Source organism: Kribbella rubisoli (genome assembly GCF_004217145.1).
Classification (GTDB): Bacteria; Actinomycetota; Actinomycetes; order Propionibacteriales; family Kribbellaceae; genus Kribbella; species Kribbella rubisoli.
This window is the reverse complement of sequence record NZ_SHKR01000017.1, coordinates 416790-432324: the sequence shown is the minus strand read 5'-3', so window position 1 is coordinate 432324 and position 15535 is coordinate 416790. Positions and strand designations below refer to the sequence as shown.

At 68.5% G+C, this 15535-nt stretch carries 16 protein-coding genes; 6 read left to right on the top strand and 10 right to left on the bottom strand.

The window, feature by feature from the left end; all coding sequences use genetic code 11:
- Window positions 1-112 precede the first annotated feature (112 nt).
- The 6 genes from trmD to EV645_RS37565 all read right to left on the bottom strand — a co-directional run bounded on the left by trmD (window position 113) and on the right by EV645_RS37565 (window position 5018).
- Entirely contained in the window at window positions 113-1309 is a 1197-nt protein-coding gene (trmD, locus tag EV645_RS37590; RefSeq protein ID WP_130449269.1) for a tRNA (guanosine(37)-N1)-methyltransferase TrmD, read from the bottom strand.
- The gene (gene rimM, locus EV645_RS37585) at window positions 1299-1841 is read right to left on the bottom strand and encodes a ribosome maturation factor RimM (protein WP_130449267.1); all 543 of its coding nucleotides are present in this window, start codon (window positions 1839-1841) and stop codon (window positions 1299-1301) included. Before rimM ends, trmD begins: the two co-directional genes overlap by 11 nt.
- A gap of 94 nt (window positions 1842-1935) precedes the next feature.
- Window positions 1936-2187 (bottom strand): RNA-binding protein, encoded by a 252-nt coding sequence (locus tag EV645_RS37580; RefSeq protein ID WP_130449499.1) that lies wholly within the window; start codon window positions 2185-2187, stop codon window positions 1936-1938.
- Window positions 2188-2192: 5 nt separating this feature from the next.
- The gene (gene rpsP, locus EV645_RS37575; RefSeq protein ID WP_130449265.1) at window positions 2193-2741 is read right to left on the bottom strand and encodes a 30S ribosomal protein S16; all 549 of its coding nucleotides are present in this window, start codon (window positions 2739-2741) and stop codon (window positions 2193-2195) included.
- Window positions 2742-2916: 175 nt separating this feature from the next.
- Window positions 2917-4269, bottom strand: coding sequence for a 6-phospho-beta-glucosidase (locus EV645_RS37570; RefSeq protein ID WP_130449263.1), 1353 nt, complete (start codon window positions 4267-4269; stop codon window positions 2917-2919).
- Complete coding sequence (locus EV645_RS37565) at window positions 4266-5018, bottom strand: DeoR/GlpR family DNA-binding transcription regulator (protein WP_130449261.1); 753 nt, start codon at window positions 5016-5018, stop codon at window positions 4266-4268. Before EV645_RS37565 ends, EV645_RS37570 begins: the two co-directional genes overlap by 4 nt.
- A 126-nt stretch (window positions 5019-5144) precedes the next feature.
- Between EV645_RS37565 and EV645_RS37560 the strand changes: the two genes are divergently transcribed.
- The 4 genes from EV645_RS37560 to EV645_RS37545 all read left to right on the top strand — a co-directional run bounded on the left by EV645_RS37560 (window position 5145) and on the right by EV645_RS37545 (window position 9270).
- Window positions 5145-6095 carry a carbohydrate kinase family protein gene (locus EV645_RS37560; RefSeq protein ID WP_130449259.1) on the top strand — a complete coding sequence of 317 codons (951 nt, stop codon included), beginning with the start codon at window positions 5145-5147 and terminating at the stop codon, window positions 6093-6095.
- Between the two features lie 4 nt (window positions 6096-6099).
- Complete coding sequence (locus EV645_RS37555; RefSeq protein WP_130449257.1) at window positions 6100-7386, top strand: ABC transporter substrate-binding protein; 1287 nt, start codon at window positions 6100-6102, stop codon at window positions 7384-7386.
- A gap of 115 nt (window positions 7387-7501) precedes the next feature.
- On the top strand, window positions 7502-8446 hold the full coding sequence (locus EV645_RS37550) for a carbohydrate ABC transporter permease (protein ID WP_130449255.1): 945 nt from the start codon (window positions 7502-7504) through the stop codon (window positions 8444-8446).
- A complete protein-coding gene (locus EV645_RS37545) occupies window positions 8443-9270 on the top strand; it encodes a carbohydrate ABC transporter permease (protein WP_130449253.1) in 828 nt (275 codons plus the stop codon). The genes EV645_RS37550 and EV645_RS37545 overlap by 4 nt, the downstream gene beginning before the upstream one ends.
- On the opposite strand, the gene EV645_RS37540 is transcribed toward EV645_RS37545, so the two are convergent.
- Entirely contained in the window at window positions 9236-11446 is a 2211-nt protein-coding gene (locus EV645_RS37540) for a caspase family protein (RefSeq protein WP_198682122.1), read from the bottom strand. The two genes, EV645_RS37545 and EV645_RS37540, sit on opposite strands and share 35 nt — an antisense overlap.
- 10 nt (window positions 11447-11456) lie before the next feature.
- The gene (locus EV645_RS37535) at window positions 11457-11864 is read right to left on the bottom strand and encodes a hypothetical protein (protein WP_130449249.1); all 408 of its coding nucleotides are present in this window, start codon (window positions 11862-11864) and stop codon (window positions 11457-11459) included.
- Window positions 11865-11998: 134 nt separating this feature from the next.
- Between EV645_RS37535 and EV645_RS37530 the strand changes: the two genes are divergently transcribed.
- Entirely contained in the window at window positions 11999-12193 is a 195-nt protein-coding gene (locus EV645_RS37530) for a hypothetical protein (RefSeq protein ID WP_130449247.1), read from the top strand.
- 21 nt (window positions 12194-12214) lie between these two features.
- Entirely contained in the window at window positions 12215-13570 is a 1356-nt protein-coding gene (locus EV645_RS37525) for an SPFH domain-containing protein (protein ID WP_130449245.1), read from the top strand.
- Window positions 13571-13618: 48 nt separating this feature from the next.
- Here the strand turns inward: EV645_RS37525 and EV645_RS37520 are convergent, their stop codons facing one another.
- A complete protein-coding gene (locus EV645_RS37520) occupies window positions 13619-14737 on the bottom strand; it encodes a S1 family peptidase (RefSeq protein WP_130449243.1) in 1119 nt (372 codons plus the stop codon).
- A gap of 106 nt (window positions 14738-14843) precedes the next feature.
- Window positions 14844-15530: a hypothetical protein gene (locus tag EV645_RS37515; RefSeq protein WP_130449241.1), complete on the bottom strand. Its 687-nt coding sequence runs from the start codon at window positions 15528-15530 to the stop codon at window positions 14844-14846.
- Between the last annotated feature and the right edge of the window lie 5 nt (window positions 15531-15535).

Sequence of the window (15535 nt, the reverse complement as noted above, 5' to 3'; positions counted from 1 at the left end):
CAGCAGACAATCTTGCCACACGCCCCACACCGTGACGAAATCAGCCCGATTCCTCAGCACAGGGTGAGCGTGACCCCGTCCTGACTCGGGCGTGACTCGGGCGTGACAGCCGTCACTTCCGGCGACGGCGCTTGGTCAGGTAGACCAGATCCACCTTCGGCGTCTGGGCCTCCCGGCTGCTCTCCCGGTAGCCCGCCTTCCGGTACAGGGCGAGGTTGCGCTCGCTCTTGGCACCGGTGTTCAGGACGTACGACGTCACGTCGGACGGAGCCAGCTGTTCGGCGGCGCGGAGCAGACGGGCACCGAGACCGCGCCCCTGCCAGTCGGGGGCGACGACGAGCCGCTCTATCTGCCCCACAGGCCCGTCGACGGTCAGCTGGACGGAGCCGACGATGCGGGCACCAGCGACCGCCTTGAGGGCGACGGAGCGCTCCAGACGGTCCGCTGTGTCGGCGACGTCCGCCGTGAGGGGCGGGAGCGTGTAGTCGTCGTACAGGCGAGCCTCGGACAGGAAGGCGGCCAGTTGCAGCACGTGGACCTCGCCCGCGTCTGCTGCGGTGGCCGGGAGGATGCGGACCGCGTCGGAGTCGTCCTTGGCCGCCAGTACGTCGCCCCACGCCGCCAGCAGGTCCGGCCGACGTTCCGCAGTACGGCGTACTGACTCTTCGTGGTGCCAATCAGCGATCAGGCCGTGGTTCCCGGACAGCAGCACCTCAGGTACGTCGTGCCCACGCCAGCTCGGCGGCTTCGTGTACACCGGGTACTCGAGCAGGCCGTCGCCCGAGTGCGACTCCTCCGCCAAGGACTCCGGGTTGCCGATCACACCGGGCAGGAGGCGGGCCACTGCCTCGACCATGACGAGTACTGCGACCTCGCCGCCGTTCAGCACGTAGTCGCCGATGGACACCTCGTCCACGCGCATCCGTTCACCGGCGTACGACGCCACGCGCGCGTCGATGCCCTCGTACCGGCCGCAGGCGAAGGCCAGCCATGGCTCAGCGGCCAGCTCGTAGGCCAACGATTGGGTGAAGGGACGCCCGGCGGGTGTGGGAATGATCAGCCGCGGCTGCGCCGGACCGTCCGCGGGAGCGATCGCGTCGAGCGCCAGGCCCCAGGGCTCCGGCTTCATCACCATGCCCGCTCCCCCGCCGTACGGGGTGTCGTCGACGGTCCGGTGGCGGTCGTGGGTCCACTCGCGCAGGTCGTGCAGGTGGACGTCCAGGAGGCCGCTCTTCGCCGCCTTGCCGACCAGCGAGACGTCCAGGGCGGCCAGGTACTCCGGGAAGATCGTGACGACGTCAAGCCTCATCGGTCGGGACCACCTCGGCGCCCTCCGGGTCCAGCAGACCGGGCCGGTCGGCCACGACGACGTACTGCTTCTCCAGGTTGAGCTCCGGGACCAGCTCCTCGACCAGCGGGACCAGCACGGCGTTGCCGGCCGGGCGGCGGATCTCCAGGAGGTCCTGCGACGGGAGGTGGACCACGTCGATCACTTCACCCACGTCCGCGCCGTCTGTGGTGCGTACGGCGAGGCCGATCAACTCGCGGTCGTAGTACTCCTCGGGGTCCTCCGGGCGCTCGTCCTCGTCGATCTCGGACTGCACGGACAGGTTGCGCAGCAGCTCAGCGGCAGTCCGGTCCGCCACTTCAGCGAACTTCACCAGCAACCGCCCGCTGTGCCAGCGGCTCGACTCCACCGTCAGCGTGCGGGACACCTTGGCATCCGTCACCAAGGTCGCACCGTCCGCGAACCGCCGGTCCGGCTCGTCGGTCCGCACCTCGACCCCGACCTCACCCTTGATCCCATGCGCCCGGCCGATCCGCCCGACTGTCACCAACACCTGCACTAACCCTTCTCCGGAGGTCAACTGAAGGAAGAATAGGACGAAGGGCCGCACCCCAGACCGGGTGCGGCCCTTCGAAGGACTGCTGAGCTCAGCGGCGCGGGCGCCGGTTGAACTCGTCGACGAAGTCGATGCGGAGCGAGGACTCTGCGCTGAGGGCGCCGACGACGGTGCGGATCGCGGTGGCGGTGCGGCCGTTGCGGCCGATCACCTTGCCGATGTCGTCGGGGTGGACGTGCACCTCGAGGGTGCGTCCGCGGCGCAGGTTCCGGGACCGGACACTGACGTCGTCGGGGTTGTCCACGATGCCTCGGACCAGGTGCTCGAGCGCCTCGGTCTCCATCATCGTCAGGCCTCGGTGGTCTCGGCCGCTGCCTCGGCGGCGGGCGCCTCGTCAGCCTTCGGAGCCTCGTCAGCCTTGGGAGCCTCGTCAGCCTTCGGAGCCTCGTCAGCCTTGGGAGCCTCGTCAGCCTTCGCCGCAGGAGCCTCGTCCTTCTTCTCGGCCGTCTTCTTGGCCGCGGACTTCTTGGCGGTGACGGCCTCGGTCTTCAGCGAGCCGTGGGCCTCGGCCAGCGCCTCGTTGAAGATCTCCTGCTTGTCCCGCTTCGGCTCGGCGACACGGAGCGGCGCCGGAGCCGGCTCGCCCTTGAACTGCTGCCAGTCGCCGGAGGCCTTGAAGATCGCCTCGACGGCCTCGCTCGGCTGCGCGCCGACGCCCAGCCAGTACTGCGCCCGCTCCGACTCGACCCGGATGAACGAGGGCTCGGTCTTCGGGTTGTAGATGCCGATCTCCTCGATCGCCCGGCCGTCCCGCTTGGTGCGGGCGTCCATGACGACGATGCGGTAGTGCGGGGTGCGCTTCTTGCCGATGCGCTTCAAACGGATCTTGACTGCCACTTTTGGGTGGTCTCCCTTGGAATTCCTGTCTTGGTGAGCAGCACGACGCGTCGTGGGGACAACGCAGTAACGGCTCGATGGGCCGGCCGGGCAGTGGAGTTAGAGGGCTGCACAGAACCTGGACGGACTCAGCAGGCCATTGTGCCAGATACGGCGTGTCCCAGACCAATCGGCCTCACGCGCGGAGATAGGCGAGATCCGGCAGGCTCTCGACGTACGTGTCCAGGAGGCTACGCGCCACCGTCACCGAGTCGATGAGCGGGTGATAGGCGAGGGCCTTCAGGGCAGCGGACCTCGAGGACGTCGTGGCGGCCTCGATCGTGGAGCGCTCGACGGCCTTCACCGAGCAGACCAGGCCGGCCTGGTGGTCGGTGAGCTGGGACACAGTCACCGGCAGCGCGCCGTTGGCGTCCACCGTGCACGGGATCTCCACCACAGCGTCGTCGTCCAGATGATGCAGTACGCCGCGGTTCCGCACGTTCAGGATCAGCGAGGCCCGCTCGTTGTGCGCGATCGCCCGCATCAGCGACAGCGCGACCTGCTCGTAGCCGCCCGCCTCCATGTCCCGCTCGTCCCGCTCCCCCGCGTCCGCGACCTCACGACTCTCCACGCCGTATGTCGACTCGCGCTCGGCCCGCGTCTTCTGCCACCGCTCGAGCGCTTGCTCCGGGTGCTTCCCGGTCTCGGCGTAGAACGCGGACTGCTGCTCCAGGAGGAACGTGCCACGCGTCTGCCGCACAGCTTGTACGGCGGCCAGCGTCTCGCGCGCGAAGTAGTAATAGTGCAGATACTCGTTCGGGATCGACCCGATCGACCGCAGCCAGTCCGGACTGAACAGCCGCCCCTCCTCGAAGGAGCTCAGCGCGTCGTCCGACTGCAGCAGGTCGGGCAGCCGATCCACACCGCCGGACCGCAGACCGCGCAGCCAGCCGAGGTGATTGAGTCCGGCGTAGTCGTAGAACGCAGTCGACGGGTCTACACCGGCCGCCAGGGCGGCCCGGCGCCCCAGCCCCGACGGTGAGTCGCAGATGCCTATCACCCGGTCGCCGAGGACCGGGATCATCGCCTCGGTCACCATGCCGGCCGGGTTGGTGAAGTTGATGGTCCACGCCTCCGGTGCGACCGCTGCGATGCGCTGAGCGATCCGTACGGCGACCGGCAGCGTCCGCAGTCCGTAGGCGATCCCACCGGCGCCGACCGTCTCTTGACCGAGTACGTCGAGGCCAAGCGCGACCCGCTCGTCGATGGTCCGCCCCTCGAGGCCGCCGACCCGGATGGCCGAGAAGATGAAGTCCGCGCCACGCAGGGCCTCGTCCAGGTCGGTCGTCTCCGTCACCACCGGGGGCGGAAGCGGATGGTCAGTAGTGGCTGCCTGCTGACGAAGGACCGCCCCGATGGCTCCGAGCCGGGTGCGATCGGTGTCATAGAGGACCACTTCGGTGATCCGTCCGGCGCCGCGGTCGCCCAGCAATGCGTGGTACACGAGCGGAACCCGGAAGCCGCCCCCGCCCAGGATCGTCAGCCTCATGCCAGCACCACCTGTACTCCCGCCTCAGTCAATTGGGTCCGGGTTGCCTCGTCGGCGCCTGGCTCGGTCACCACCATGGAGAGCTCCCCCGGCTCGCACACCCTGGCCACCCCATGGCCCGGGAACTTCGTCCGGTCGGCGAGCAGCACGACCTGGTCGGCCGCCTTGATCATCGCTCGCTTGACCGGCACCTCGATCATCGTGCTGTCCATCACCCGGCCGTCCGGCCGCACCCCGCTCGTCCCCAGGAACAGCCAGTCGACATGGATCTGGCGCAGGCTCTCCTCGGTCAAGTATCCGACCAGGGACCGGTAGCTGCGCCGCACGAACCCGCCGAGCACGATCAGCTCGATCTGCTCGTCGTTCTGCAGCTCCTCCAGTACGGCGAGGTTGCTGGTCACCACGGTCAGCGAACGCCCATGCAGGTGCTGCGCGACCCGGAGTGCCGTCGTACCGATGTCCAGTAGGACGGACTCGCCGTCGTGCACCAGCTCGGCGGCGCGGCGAGCGATCCGGTCCTTCTCCTGGGCATGGACGGCGTTGACGTCCGCGAAGGGCTCGTCACCGCCGTCGACGGCGAGCGCACCACCGTACACGCGGGTCAGCCGGCCCTCGGCGTGCAGCTGCTCGAGGTCGCGACGGATGGTCGCCTCACTGACGCCGAGCTTGGTGGCAAGCACCTTGACGCCCCCGGCCCCATCGGCCCGGAGCGCACGGACGATCTGATCCTGTCGCTGCTTCGGCAACACATCGCAGACCGTATCACGCAAACTCCGTCATTCTCAGTCAAATCTTTGATCAGGTATTGCGGATCTTGCGCAACCGACTTTAGATTCACGAAAGAGTTTGATCGACCCTGCAGGAGTGTGCTGAGCATGCACGAACTGGACGTCATGGTGTCCGGTCTGGTCTTCCAGGACCTGGTGCTAGGCCTGCCCACCGCGCCCAGGCCCGGTACCGAGGTCTGGGCCACCGAGTCGCACGAGAGTCCCGGCGGCATCGCGAACTTCGCCGTCGCGCTGGCGCGGCTCGGTCTGCGCACCGGGATGGCCGCGGTGTTCGGCGCCGACGACCTGGGCGACCGGGTCTGGCGCCGGCTCGTCGACGACGAGGGCATCGATCTGACTCTGTCCCGCAGACTCGCCGGCTGGCAGACCCCGCTGACCGTGGCCCTTGCCTACGACAACGATCGGGCACTGGTCACGCGTGGGTCGGAACCCCTGCTGTCGGCCGACGAGCTGATCACCACGCTGCCGGCTGCCCGAGCAGTCGCCGCCCACATCGGACCCTGGCGCAACGAGTGGCTGGCGAAGGCGAAGGCAGCTGGCAGCGTGGTGTTCGCCGACGTCGGCTGGGACCCGTCCGAGCAGTGGGACCCGGCGGTGCTCGACCAGCTCGAGCACTGCGATGTTTTCCTGCCCAACGCCGACGAGGCGATGGCCTACACCCGTACGACGTCACCCGGCGACGCGCTGGAAGCCCTGGCGGAGCAGGTCCCGCTGGTGGTGGTGTCGAACGGCGCTGAGGGCGCGGAAGCGCTTGACGCCAGTACCGGCGAGCGCGTCGCCGTACCTGCGTATCCGGTCTCGGCGGCGGACACCACCGGGGCGGGTGACGTGTTCGCCGCCGGCTTCATCGCCGCCACGCTCTGGGAGCTGCCGCTCGAGCAGCGGCTGCGGTTCGCCGCGCTCACGGCGGCTCTGTCGGTCACCCGGCTGGGCGGGGCGGACGCCGCACCGCGCTGGGAAGACCTGGCCGCGTGGCAGGCGGCGCACCCCGAAGACCACCACCTCCACGCGCTGATCAGCGCACACTCAGGAAGGTAGAACCATGGAGCTCTCACGTCGGACCTTGCTCGGGGGCTTCGCAGCCGTAGCAGGCGGCACTCTGGTCGGCTGTTCGTCCGGGATGGACACCGGCAGCACGGCGAAGAAGAACACCACCACCGAGTTAACCATGTGGTGCTGGCCGGGCGGTCTGGGCAAGTCGGTGATCGACGACACGATCGCGCACTTCCCGGACCCGAAGATCAAGTACTCCGAGATCGGCGGCGACTTCAAGCAGAAGCTGGTCACCACGTTCAACGGCGGAACCGGGATCCCGGACATCACCGGCATCAAGGGCGAGGACATCGCGTCGCTGCTCCCCCAGGCGTCGCGGTTCGTTGACCTGAAGTCCGTCGGCGCGGACTCGGTCCTCGGTGACTACCTGGAGTGGAAGGTCAACCAGGCGACCACGCTGGACGGCAAGGTGATCGGCCTGCCGATCGACGTAGGCCCGACCGGGCTCTTCTACCGCGAGGACATCTTCGCCGCGGCCGGTCTGCCCAGCGACCCGGCCAAGGTGGCCGACCAGCTGAAGACCTGGGACGACTACTTCGCGGCCGGTGTACAGCTGAAGGCGAAGAACCCGAAGGCACTGCTCGTCTGGGACGCGACCGACCTCTACGACATGGTCGTCGGCCAGGGCACCGAGCGGTACATCTCCAAGGACAACAAGTTCATCGGCGACCAGGACCACATCCGCAAGGCGTGGGACACCTCGGTCAAGGCGATGACGATGAAGATCGACGGCAAAACCCCGAGCGGCAGCCCGGACTGGAACGCCGGGCTCGACCAGGGCACGATCCCGACCCACATCGGCGCCGCCTGGGTCGCGCTGGACATCAAGTCCGCGGTGAAGACCAGCGCCGGCAAGTGGCGGCTGGCACCGACGCCGAGCGGACCGGCGAACTTCGGCGGCTCGTTCCTGGCGATCACCAAGAACGCGGCCGACCCGCAGAAGGCGTTCGACGTGATCAAGTACATGCTCAGCGCCGACAACGAGGCCAAGGCGTTCGCGGACGCGCAGATCTTCCCGTCCGCGCCGGCGGCGTACGACAAGCCGGAGCTGAAGGCGGCGGACAAGTTCTTCGGCGGACAGGTGCCGATCGACGTGTTCGGTCCGGCCGCGAAGGCGATCCCGGTCGCGTACCAGAGCCCGTACGACGACTCGGTCGCCGCGCCGTTCCACGACGAGCTCAAGACCGTGCAGACCGGCTCCAAGACCTCGGACGCCGCGTGGGCCAGCGCAGTCTCCAAGGCGAAGGCGATCGCCAAGCGGCAGGGGGTTCAGTGACTGTATCGATGCCACGACTCCGTCGCGGCGGGTCATGCGGCTGTGACTCCCGGCCTTCCCTCGTCGCTCCGGTCGCTTCGCTCCCTCCGCTCCTCAGTCCAGGCCGGGAGGCCCCATGACCGGTACGGCGACTGTGCCTGCTGCCACGACCGCGCCGCTGACCGGAAAGGGTCAGCGGCCCGGCCGGCGGATCTGGTCGTACTGGCGGTTCTATCTGGCGCTGTCGCCGTTCTACGTCCTGTTCGCGGTGTTCGGGCTCTACCCGATGCTGTCCACCATCGTGCTGGCGTTCCAACGCTGGGACGGCCTCAGCGCCCGCAGGTTCACCGGGCTCGGCAACTTCGAGTTCCTGGTCCAGGACCCGACGTTCTGGACGGCGCTGGAGAACACCATCGTGCTGTTCTTCATGTCGACGGTCCCGACGCTGGTGATCGCGCTCCTGCTCGCGGTGATGCTCCAGTCGGCGGTCCGGTTCACCAACGTGTACCGGATCGCGTACTTCATCCCGAACGTCACCTCGCTGGTCGCGATGGCGATCTTCTTCAGCTCGATCTTCAGCACGAACTTCGGTCTGGTGAACGCCGCCTTGCGCTCGCTCGGTATCCCGCAGCAGGACTGGCTCGGGCAGCCGTGGGGGATCAAGATCGCGATCTCGACGATGATCGTGTGGCAGTGGGTCGGCTACAACACGCTGATCTACCTGGCCGGTCTGCAGGCGATCCCGAAGGAGCAGTACGAGGCGGCCAAGGTCGACGGCGCCGGTCCGGTCCGGACGCTGTTCTCGATCACGTTGCCGCAGCTGCGTCCCGTCATCCTGTTCACCGTGGTCATCTCGACGATCGGCGGACTCCAGACGTTCACCGAGCCGCAGGTGATGGTCGGCAACAGCGGCGGCACCGGGCAGAGCGGCATGACTGTGGTGCTGCTCTTCTACCGGACCGCGTTCCTCGACAACGACTACGGGTACGCCGCCGCGATCGCGCTGAGCATCTTCCTGCTCGTGTTGTTGTTCACGGCAATCAACTGGCGGATCTTCCGCGGACGGAGCGACGACCGATGACGCGTTACAAGTGGCGCGGGATCGCGCTGCACGCCGTACTCGTGCTGGCTCTGCTGGTGTTCATGTTCCCGTTCGTGTGGACGATCATCATGGCGTCGAACACGACCGCGGACATCTACCGGTTCCCGCCGAAGTTCACGTTCGGCGGCCACTTCGGCGACAACGTGCGGCAGGTGCTGGACAACGTCGCGTTCTTCCAGTCGATGGCCAACACCGCGACGGTGGCGATCTCGACGACGCTGCTGGTGTTGTTCTTCGACTCGCTGGCGGCGTTCACGTTCGCGAAGTTCCGGTTCCCGGGGCGGAACGCGTTGTTCGTGATCCTGCTCGCGACGATGCTGCTGCCGGCGCAACTGTCCGCCGTACCGCAGTTCCAGACGATGGCGCTGCTCGGGTGGGTCGGTTCGTTGAAGGCGCTGATCATCCCGGGCGCGGCGAACGCGTTCGGCATCTTCTGGATGCGGCAGTACTTCCAGAACTCGATCCACGACGAGCTGGTCGAGGCGGCGACGCTGGACGGCTGCGGGTTCTTCGGCACGTACTGGCATGTCGCGCTGCCGTCGGCTCGGCCGGCGTTGGCGTTCCTCGGGATCTTCACGTTCGTCGGTTCGTGGAACGACTACATGTGGCCGCTGATCGTGCTGACCAACCCGAACCACCTGACGCTGCAGGTCGCGCTCTCGACGCTGAACCGCTCGCACGGGGTTGACTACAGCATGGTGATGACCGGTGCGTTGATGGCGATGGTGCCGCTGGTCATCGTCTTCGGGATCTTCGCCCGCCAGTTCATCAAGGGTGCGACGGAAGGCGCCGTCCGAGGCTGATGAGGACACCGGTCGCGACCAGTGCGTTGCCGAACAGGCCGGTGAGGAAGTCGGCCGCCGAGTGTCCCTGGGTCAGGGCCGGAACGCCCCCGAGGATGCCGATGGCCGAGTAGGTCACGACGGCCGCGGTCAGCCAGGTCTTGGTCCTGGTGTCCACCGCGGCCAGGGCAGGCCATGCGAGAGCGACCGCCACGATCGGGTCCAGTAGCGCCAGCGGGGTGACCTCGAAGAACGAGACGCCGTCGCTGTGCGGGACGACCGCACTCAGCACCAACAAGATGCCCCCGGCAACAACCAACCCGGCGGCCGGCGGCCAGACCGGCCACAGCGACCCGACGGACGGTTTCAGGACGATCACGAGGGCGACGCCGAGCGCGATCGAGGTCACGGCCGAGACGGCCCACGCGGAGGTCTCGTCGCCCGAGATCCCGCCGCCGACGATCAGTACGGCGCCCTCGATCGCGGACACCGCACAGCCGGCCACGACGCCGAGCGCGATCGTCCCGGCCCAGCGCGCGACGACGGCCGCAAGAAGAGCGACGAGCGAGCCCCAGATGGCCGGGTCGTACCAGGTTCGGTACAGGTACCAGCCCTGGTTCGAGTCGTACCAGAGCTTGCGGGAGTAGGGCGCGCCGGGCCAGTTCACGAGGACGAGAAACGCGCTGCCGGCGATCAGCACGGCAATCAGCCACCACGGCGGGACGAATGCGCCGTCGGTCAGGGACGCTGCCACCGGTCGAGGTTGCGCAGCCGGCCGCTTGGCCCGGGTCGGTTCGGCGAGTAGTGGTTCGGCGCCTGACGGTTCGGCGCGCGATGGTTCGGCGTGTGGTGGTTCGGCGTGTGGTGGTTCGGCGTGTGGTGGTTCCGGGACGGGAGCCGGCCCCGGCTCGGGTTGCGGTTCGGGTTCGGGAGGTGGCGCCGGCGGCTCGGACTCGGTGCCGGGAACCGTCAGGCGAACGGGTACGACGCGCTCGCCGGCCGGCCCCGCGAGGGCGACCGACCCTTCGTGGACACCGGGGGCGGATTGCTCGGCGTGAACCCGGATGACGTCGCCGTCCTGGGCGAGCTTCAACCACGGATCGCTGGGAGATGCGGCGGCAGTCAACGCGATCGGCGGGCCGGACAGGCGTAGCTCGGCGGGAGTCGTGCCGACGAGGTCCACGGACGACGGCGTGACCTTGAGCTCCGCCGTCGACAGTGCCTCGGACGCGGCTTCGGAGACCTTGCGGCTGTCGTCATCGGTCATCTGGCGCAGCGCCTGCCAGGCGGCGTACGCCTGCCCGAGGTCCGCGTCGTACAGACGTTCGCGCAGGTAGTCGACCACGCCGAACCTTGCCGCCGGCAACGGACTCTCCATCGCCTGGGTCAGTTCCGGCGCGAGCGGCGCCGGCGTGATCCGGCGTACCCGGCTGCGGGCGATCAGCAGCTCGCCCTGTGAGCCGAAGGTCCACATCTGCGGGTTCTGGTTCGGCGTGACCCGGTGGATCCGGTCGGTGACGAACCCGACCAACTCGGTCAGCCCGACCCAACCATCGCCGTCCCGGTCCGCCTCGCCGGTAGTGAGCCCGTCGACCACGGCGCCGGTGAAGACCGACGGCGCCGGCTTGGACGCATCGGACGCCAACTGACCGCCTTCGAAGGCGTACTCCATCGCGCTCGACGCAGTGATCACGACGCGCCCACGCCCTCCGCCGACGTCTGCCTGCTTGGCGAAAGCGTCCTGCACCTGCGCCTCACCGGCCGCCCGTACGACCATGCCGCGCGGGAATGCACCGCCGTAGCAACAGTCCAGGAACAACGCGATCCGCTGCGCGCGGCTGTCCGCCATCTGCCGGTTGACGAAGTCCGCCGCCACCGCGGTCGACGCGAGCCGCGCGGGCTTGGTGTCGGCGACCGCCAGATACAGCTCCCCGGCCGAGTTCTTCAACCCGTGGCAGGAGAAGTGCAGCAACAGCAGGTCTTCCGGCTTGCGATCGGCGAAGAAGTCCTCGACCGCGAACCGGATGTCCTGCGCCGGCGCGTTCCGCAGTACCTGCACCTCGAACCCGCCGACGGCCGGATCCGCGAGTACGCCGGCCAGCGCGGCCGCGTCCTGCGACGGCGCGACAAGTCGCTTCAGACCGGGATCGTCGTACTGATCGTTCGCTACGACGAGCGCGACACGCGAACCGTCCATGCGCCCGTCCTCACCCGTCCGCTCCGGCATGCCGTCGTACGAAGGCATCGACCAGTTGCTGCTGCATGTCGTCGCTCGCACGCGTCAGCTCGATCACGTCGCCGTCGATCGTCAGCTTCACCGTCCGCCCGTCACCGACCCTGCCGAGCCACTCCCGTACGACGGCCACGACCGACCCGAGCACCTGCAGACCGGGCGCGAGCGAAACGCTCAGCACACCTGCCACCGCGGCAAGAGCACCGCGGGTGCCCTCCGGCGCCTCACCGTCACGAGCCGGTTCGACCGCACGTACGTCGAGCGTCAGCAACTCCTGCCGCAGCAGCAGTGCCAGCTCCTCGAGCCGTGCATCGTCCGCCCCGTCCTCGGCGACCGCCACCAAGACCCCCGGCACGACTCCGCGCACGTCGCTGTCCCCCATGGCCCCTCCCACCCCCAGGCCGACGTCTCCACAATGCCGCCGTACCGCGTCGGCGGCAAGGACCAGGCAGGACCTGGGCGTCACAACGTAGGCTTCGGGAACTGGATCGTGCGCTGCGACGTCGGAGGGGCAACATGGTAGGCAAACGGGGGCGGGTGATCGGACGGATCGCACCCGGGATCGTCGGCGAGGTGATGCTGCCGGTCCGCGGTGCCACCGAGGCCTTCTACGCTTACCCCGCGACCGACGAGGTGCTCGAGGTGGGGACGCAGGTCGTCGTCGTCGACTACGACCCACCGCGGACCGTCTACGTTGCTCGCGCCATCTAATTACGTTCCCTTGGAGGGGAAATGCTCTGGACGTACGTCGCCGTCGCCGCGATCGCGGTGGTGGTCCTGCTCATCCTGTTCCGGGCGGTCTGGCGGGTGGCGGAGCCGAACGAGGCGCTGATCATCTCCGGCCTCGGCGCACACTCCAGCACCGAGCAGGTCAACGAGACCCTCGGCTTCAAGATCGTCGTCGGCCGCGGCACCGCGGTTCTGCCGGGCTTCCAGACCGTACGGCGGCTGCCGCTGGACATCCGCGCGACGCCGTTGACCGTGACGTGCGTGTCCAGCCAGGGCATCCCGCTGCACATCAAGGGCGTCACGGCGTACAAGGTCGGTGACGACTACGGCTCGATCGCGAACGCGGCCCGGCGGTTCCTGGAGCAGAGCGACGAGCAGGTGATGAGCACGATCCACGAGCTGTTCGCCGGTCACCTCCGCGCGATCGTCGGTTCGACCACGGTCGAGGAGATGCTGCACGACCGTGAGACGCTGACCACGAACATCCGCGGCTCGCTGGCCGGAGACATGGAGAAGCTCGGCCTGGTGGTCGACTCGCTGCAGATCCAGGAGATCGACGACGAGTCCGGCTACATCAGGAACCTGGGCCGCCCGCAGGCCGCCGCGGTCGAGGCCGCGGCCCGGATCGCACAGGCCGAGCGGGACCGGGAGGCGACCGAGCGCGAGCAGGTCGCCGCCGCCGCGAAGGCGGCCGCGATCCGGGAGAGCGAGATCGCGAAGGCCGGTTACCAGGCCGAGGTCGACCAGGCGACGTCGAAGTCGTTCCAGGCCGGACCGCTGGCAGCCGCGCTGGCCAAGCAGGAGGTCGTCGTCGCCGAGACGGAGACCGCGAAGCTGAACGCCTCGCTGGCCGAGAAGCAGCTGGAGTCGTCGGTGCTGAAGCCGGCCGACGCCGAGGCGTACCGGCAGCGCACGCTCGCGCAGGCTGCCCGCGACGCGCAGATCGCCGGCGCCGAGGCGAACGCCCGGGAGGTCCAGCTGCGCGGTGAGGCGCAGGCGAAGGCGACCGAGCTGACCGGTAAGGCCGAGGCGTCCGCCGTCCAGGCGAAGGCGATGGCCGAGGCGGCCGGCATCAAGGCGCGCGCCGAGGCGCTGGCCACTAACACCGACGCGGTCGTCGCGCAGCAGCTGGCCGAGGCGTACCCGGAGATCGTCCGGGCCGCGTCGTCGTCCTTCGACAAGGTCGGCAACATGGTCGTGCTGAACGGCGCGCAGGGCATCGAGGACACCCTGGTCAAGACGATCACGATGGGCGGCTCGGGCTTCGCGCTCGCCAAGCAGCTGATCGAGTCGCTGGCCACCAAGAAGCCCGAGGACGAGAAGCCGCTCCTGGAGCCGGTGCCGGACAACCCGGCCTGATAGCGAACCTGTGGATCCCCTTGCACGCAAGGGGATCCACAGTCATTTCTAGGCAGTCTGCAGAGTCAGGCCGTACGTCTGCAGGATCTCGTTGACCGGCTGGAACCACGTCTCGCCGCCGCTGGTGCAGTTACCCCAGCCGCCGGACGTGACGCCCTGCGCCTGGTCGCCGGTGATGAACGACCCACCAGAATCGCCGCCCTCGGCACAGACGTTGGTCTTGGTCGCGCCGTAGAACAGTGCGCCGTTGCCGTAGTTCACGGTCTCGTTCTTGGCCAGGATCGTGCCGCAGTGCCAGTGCGACGTCGAACCGCTGCGGCACACCGACGAACCGATCGGCGCCTCCCACGACCCGCGGACCAGCTGGTCGCTCACCTGTCCCCAGCCGAGGACGACGCCGACGTTCCACCAGCCGTAACCGGTCGACACCCACGCATAGTCGTTGCCGGGGAACGACCAGCCCTGGAACCAGCCCTGGTCCGAACCGTCCCAGCCACGAACGATCCCGCTGCGCCCGCAATGGCCGGCGGTGACGTAGCCGCCGACCACCGAGAAGCCGATCGAGCAGCGGATGTTGTCGACGTAGTACGGGTCGCCGCCGACCGTGCCAGCGGCGTACGTGCGTGGCGCTTGTGCCGTGACCTCCTTGACCGTGACGGCACCTGCCTTGGCGACCTTGGCCACGAACGCGTCGACGGCCGGGGATCGCTTGCCTGCTTGGACGTTGACGACCACGCTGCCGGTCTTCGGGTCGGCAGACCAGCCGCTGACCGCATTCGGCACAGCCCTGCCGGCCAGCTTGTCGACAGCGGCCTTCCGGTGGTCCAGCGTCTTGGCAGTCACCGGTACGGCGGTCACCGCGGCGCCTGTTGCTCGTACGGCGGCCGCGCGGTCCGGACCGACCACGCCGACAACCAGCTTCTGCGTGACCGCGTCGTACCAGGCGCCGCCGAACGCGGTGCCGGCTGCCTTCTGGGCCGCGGGCAACAGCTTGGCAGCCGACGTCTCGGCCTTGAGCCGTTGCTGCAGCTGCTGATCGGTCAGCCCGAAGTCACGCTGCATGGCAGCTGATTGGCCGGCCACGGCCAACGGTTCTGGCGCGGCTATCGCGTGGGCAGGCACGGTCAGTACACCCGCCGTGATCACGGCGGCCAGTAAGACCTTCATCTGAACTCTCCTCACCTAGGGGCGGTTCGGTGGATGAGAGCGCTCTCGCGATCGAGAGTGGCGTACTCAGGACCGTCCGTCAAGGGCGAGTGCCGACGTTGTCAGGTCAGCCGGCGAGTGCCCGCAGGGTTGGCTGCTCGCGCTGGACGACCACTGTGCGCGCCTTGGCGAGGGCAGTCCGGATGGTGGTCGGCTCGGATGATGACCCGGTCCAGTTCGACCACAACACGACCAGTAGCCGGTTCCCGACGGGTACGGCGTACGAGTCTCCGCCCTGCCCGGTGCCGTGGGACGAGACCTCCATCGAGCCGGCCGGCAACTTGGCGCTCGAAGGCACCGGCCGTACGCCGATACGATCGGGGCAGATCGTGCTCGAGGTCAGCAGATCCTTCATTGCAGCCTGTACGCCGCCTTGCCGGTAGACGATCCGCTCCTCGGACACGAACTCCGAGGGACCCGCGGTCCAGACCAACTGCCGCCGGGCCATCCGCAACTTCTCGCTGGTCAATCCGGCGGCGGTCGTTCCGCACAAGGCTGCGATGGTCGGCGAGGTGAGAGTGGTGATTGGCGCACCCAACGGCTGCATGCCTGGCACGTCCCGGAACCCGAGCCCGCCGGTTGCGAGAGCGGCGGCCGCTCCGGTGGCATCCAAAGGCGGCGGCGACGGCGTGGACGTGGTCACCACAACCGGCGACGGGTCAGCAGTGTCCTTCTTCGGACCGCCGCAGGCGGCAACAGCGGCAAGGCTCACCATGACAACCACGCCGCGGACCACGTTTTTGCGCATCTTCACCGCGT

Excerpts from the sequence above, each read along its gene's own strand:
- trmD (WP_130449269.1), bottom strand. The coding sequence starts at position 1,309 with ATGAGGCTTGACGTCGTCACGATCTTCCCGGAGTACCTGGCCGCCCTG.
- EV645_RS37580 (WP_130449499.1), bottom strand. The coding sequence starts at position 2,187 with ATGGAGACCGAGGCGCTCGAGCACCTGGTCCGAGGCATCGTGGACAAC.
- EV645_RS37570 (WP_130449263.1), bottom strand. The coding sequence starts at position 4,269 with ATGAGGCTGACGATCCTGGGCGGGGGCGGCTTCCGGGTTCCGCTCGTG.
- EV645_RS37560 (WP_130449259.1), top strand. The coding sequence starts at position 5,145 with ATGCACGAACTGGACGTCATGGTGTCCGGTCTGGTCTTCCAGGACCTG.
- EV645_RS37555 (WP_130449257.1), top strand. The coding sequence starts at position 6,100 with ATGGAGCTCTCACGTCGGACCTTGCTCGGGGGCTTCGCAGCCGTAGCA.
- EV645_RS37550 (WP_130449255.1), top strand. The coding sequence starts at position 7,502 with ATGACCGGTACGGCGACTGTGCCTGCTGCCACGACCGCGCCGCTGACC.
- EV645_RS37545 (WP_130449253.1), top strand. The coding sequence starts at position 8,443 with ATGACGCGTTACAAGTGGCGCGGGATCGCGCTGCACGCCGTACTCGTG.
- EV645_RS37540 (WP_198682122.1), bottom strand. The coding sequence starts at position 11,446 with ATGGACGGTTCGCGTGTCGCGCTCGTCGTAGCGAACGATCAGTACGAC.
- EV645_RS37535 (WP_130449249.1), bottom strand. The coding sequence starts at position 11,864 with ATGGGGGACAGCGACGTGCGCGGAGTCGTGCCGGGGGTCTTGGTGGCG.
- EV645_RS37530 (WP_130449247.1), top strand. The coding sequence starts at position 11,999 with ATGGTAGGCAAACGGGGGCGGGTGATCGGACGGATCGCACCCGGGATC.
- EV645_RS37525 (WP_130449245.1), top strand. The coding sequence starts at position 12,215 with ATGCTCTGGACGTACGTCGCCGTCGCCGCGATCGCGGTGGTGGTCCTG.
- EV645_RS37520 (WP_130449243.1), bottom strand. The coding sequence starts at position 14,737 with ATGAAGGTCTTACTGGCCGCCGTGATCACGGCGGGTGTACTGACCGTG.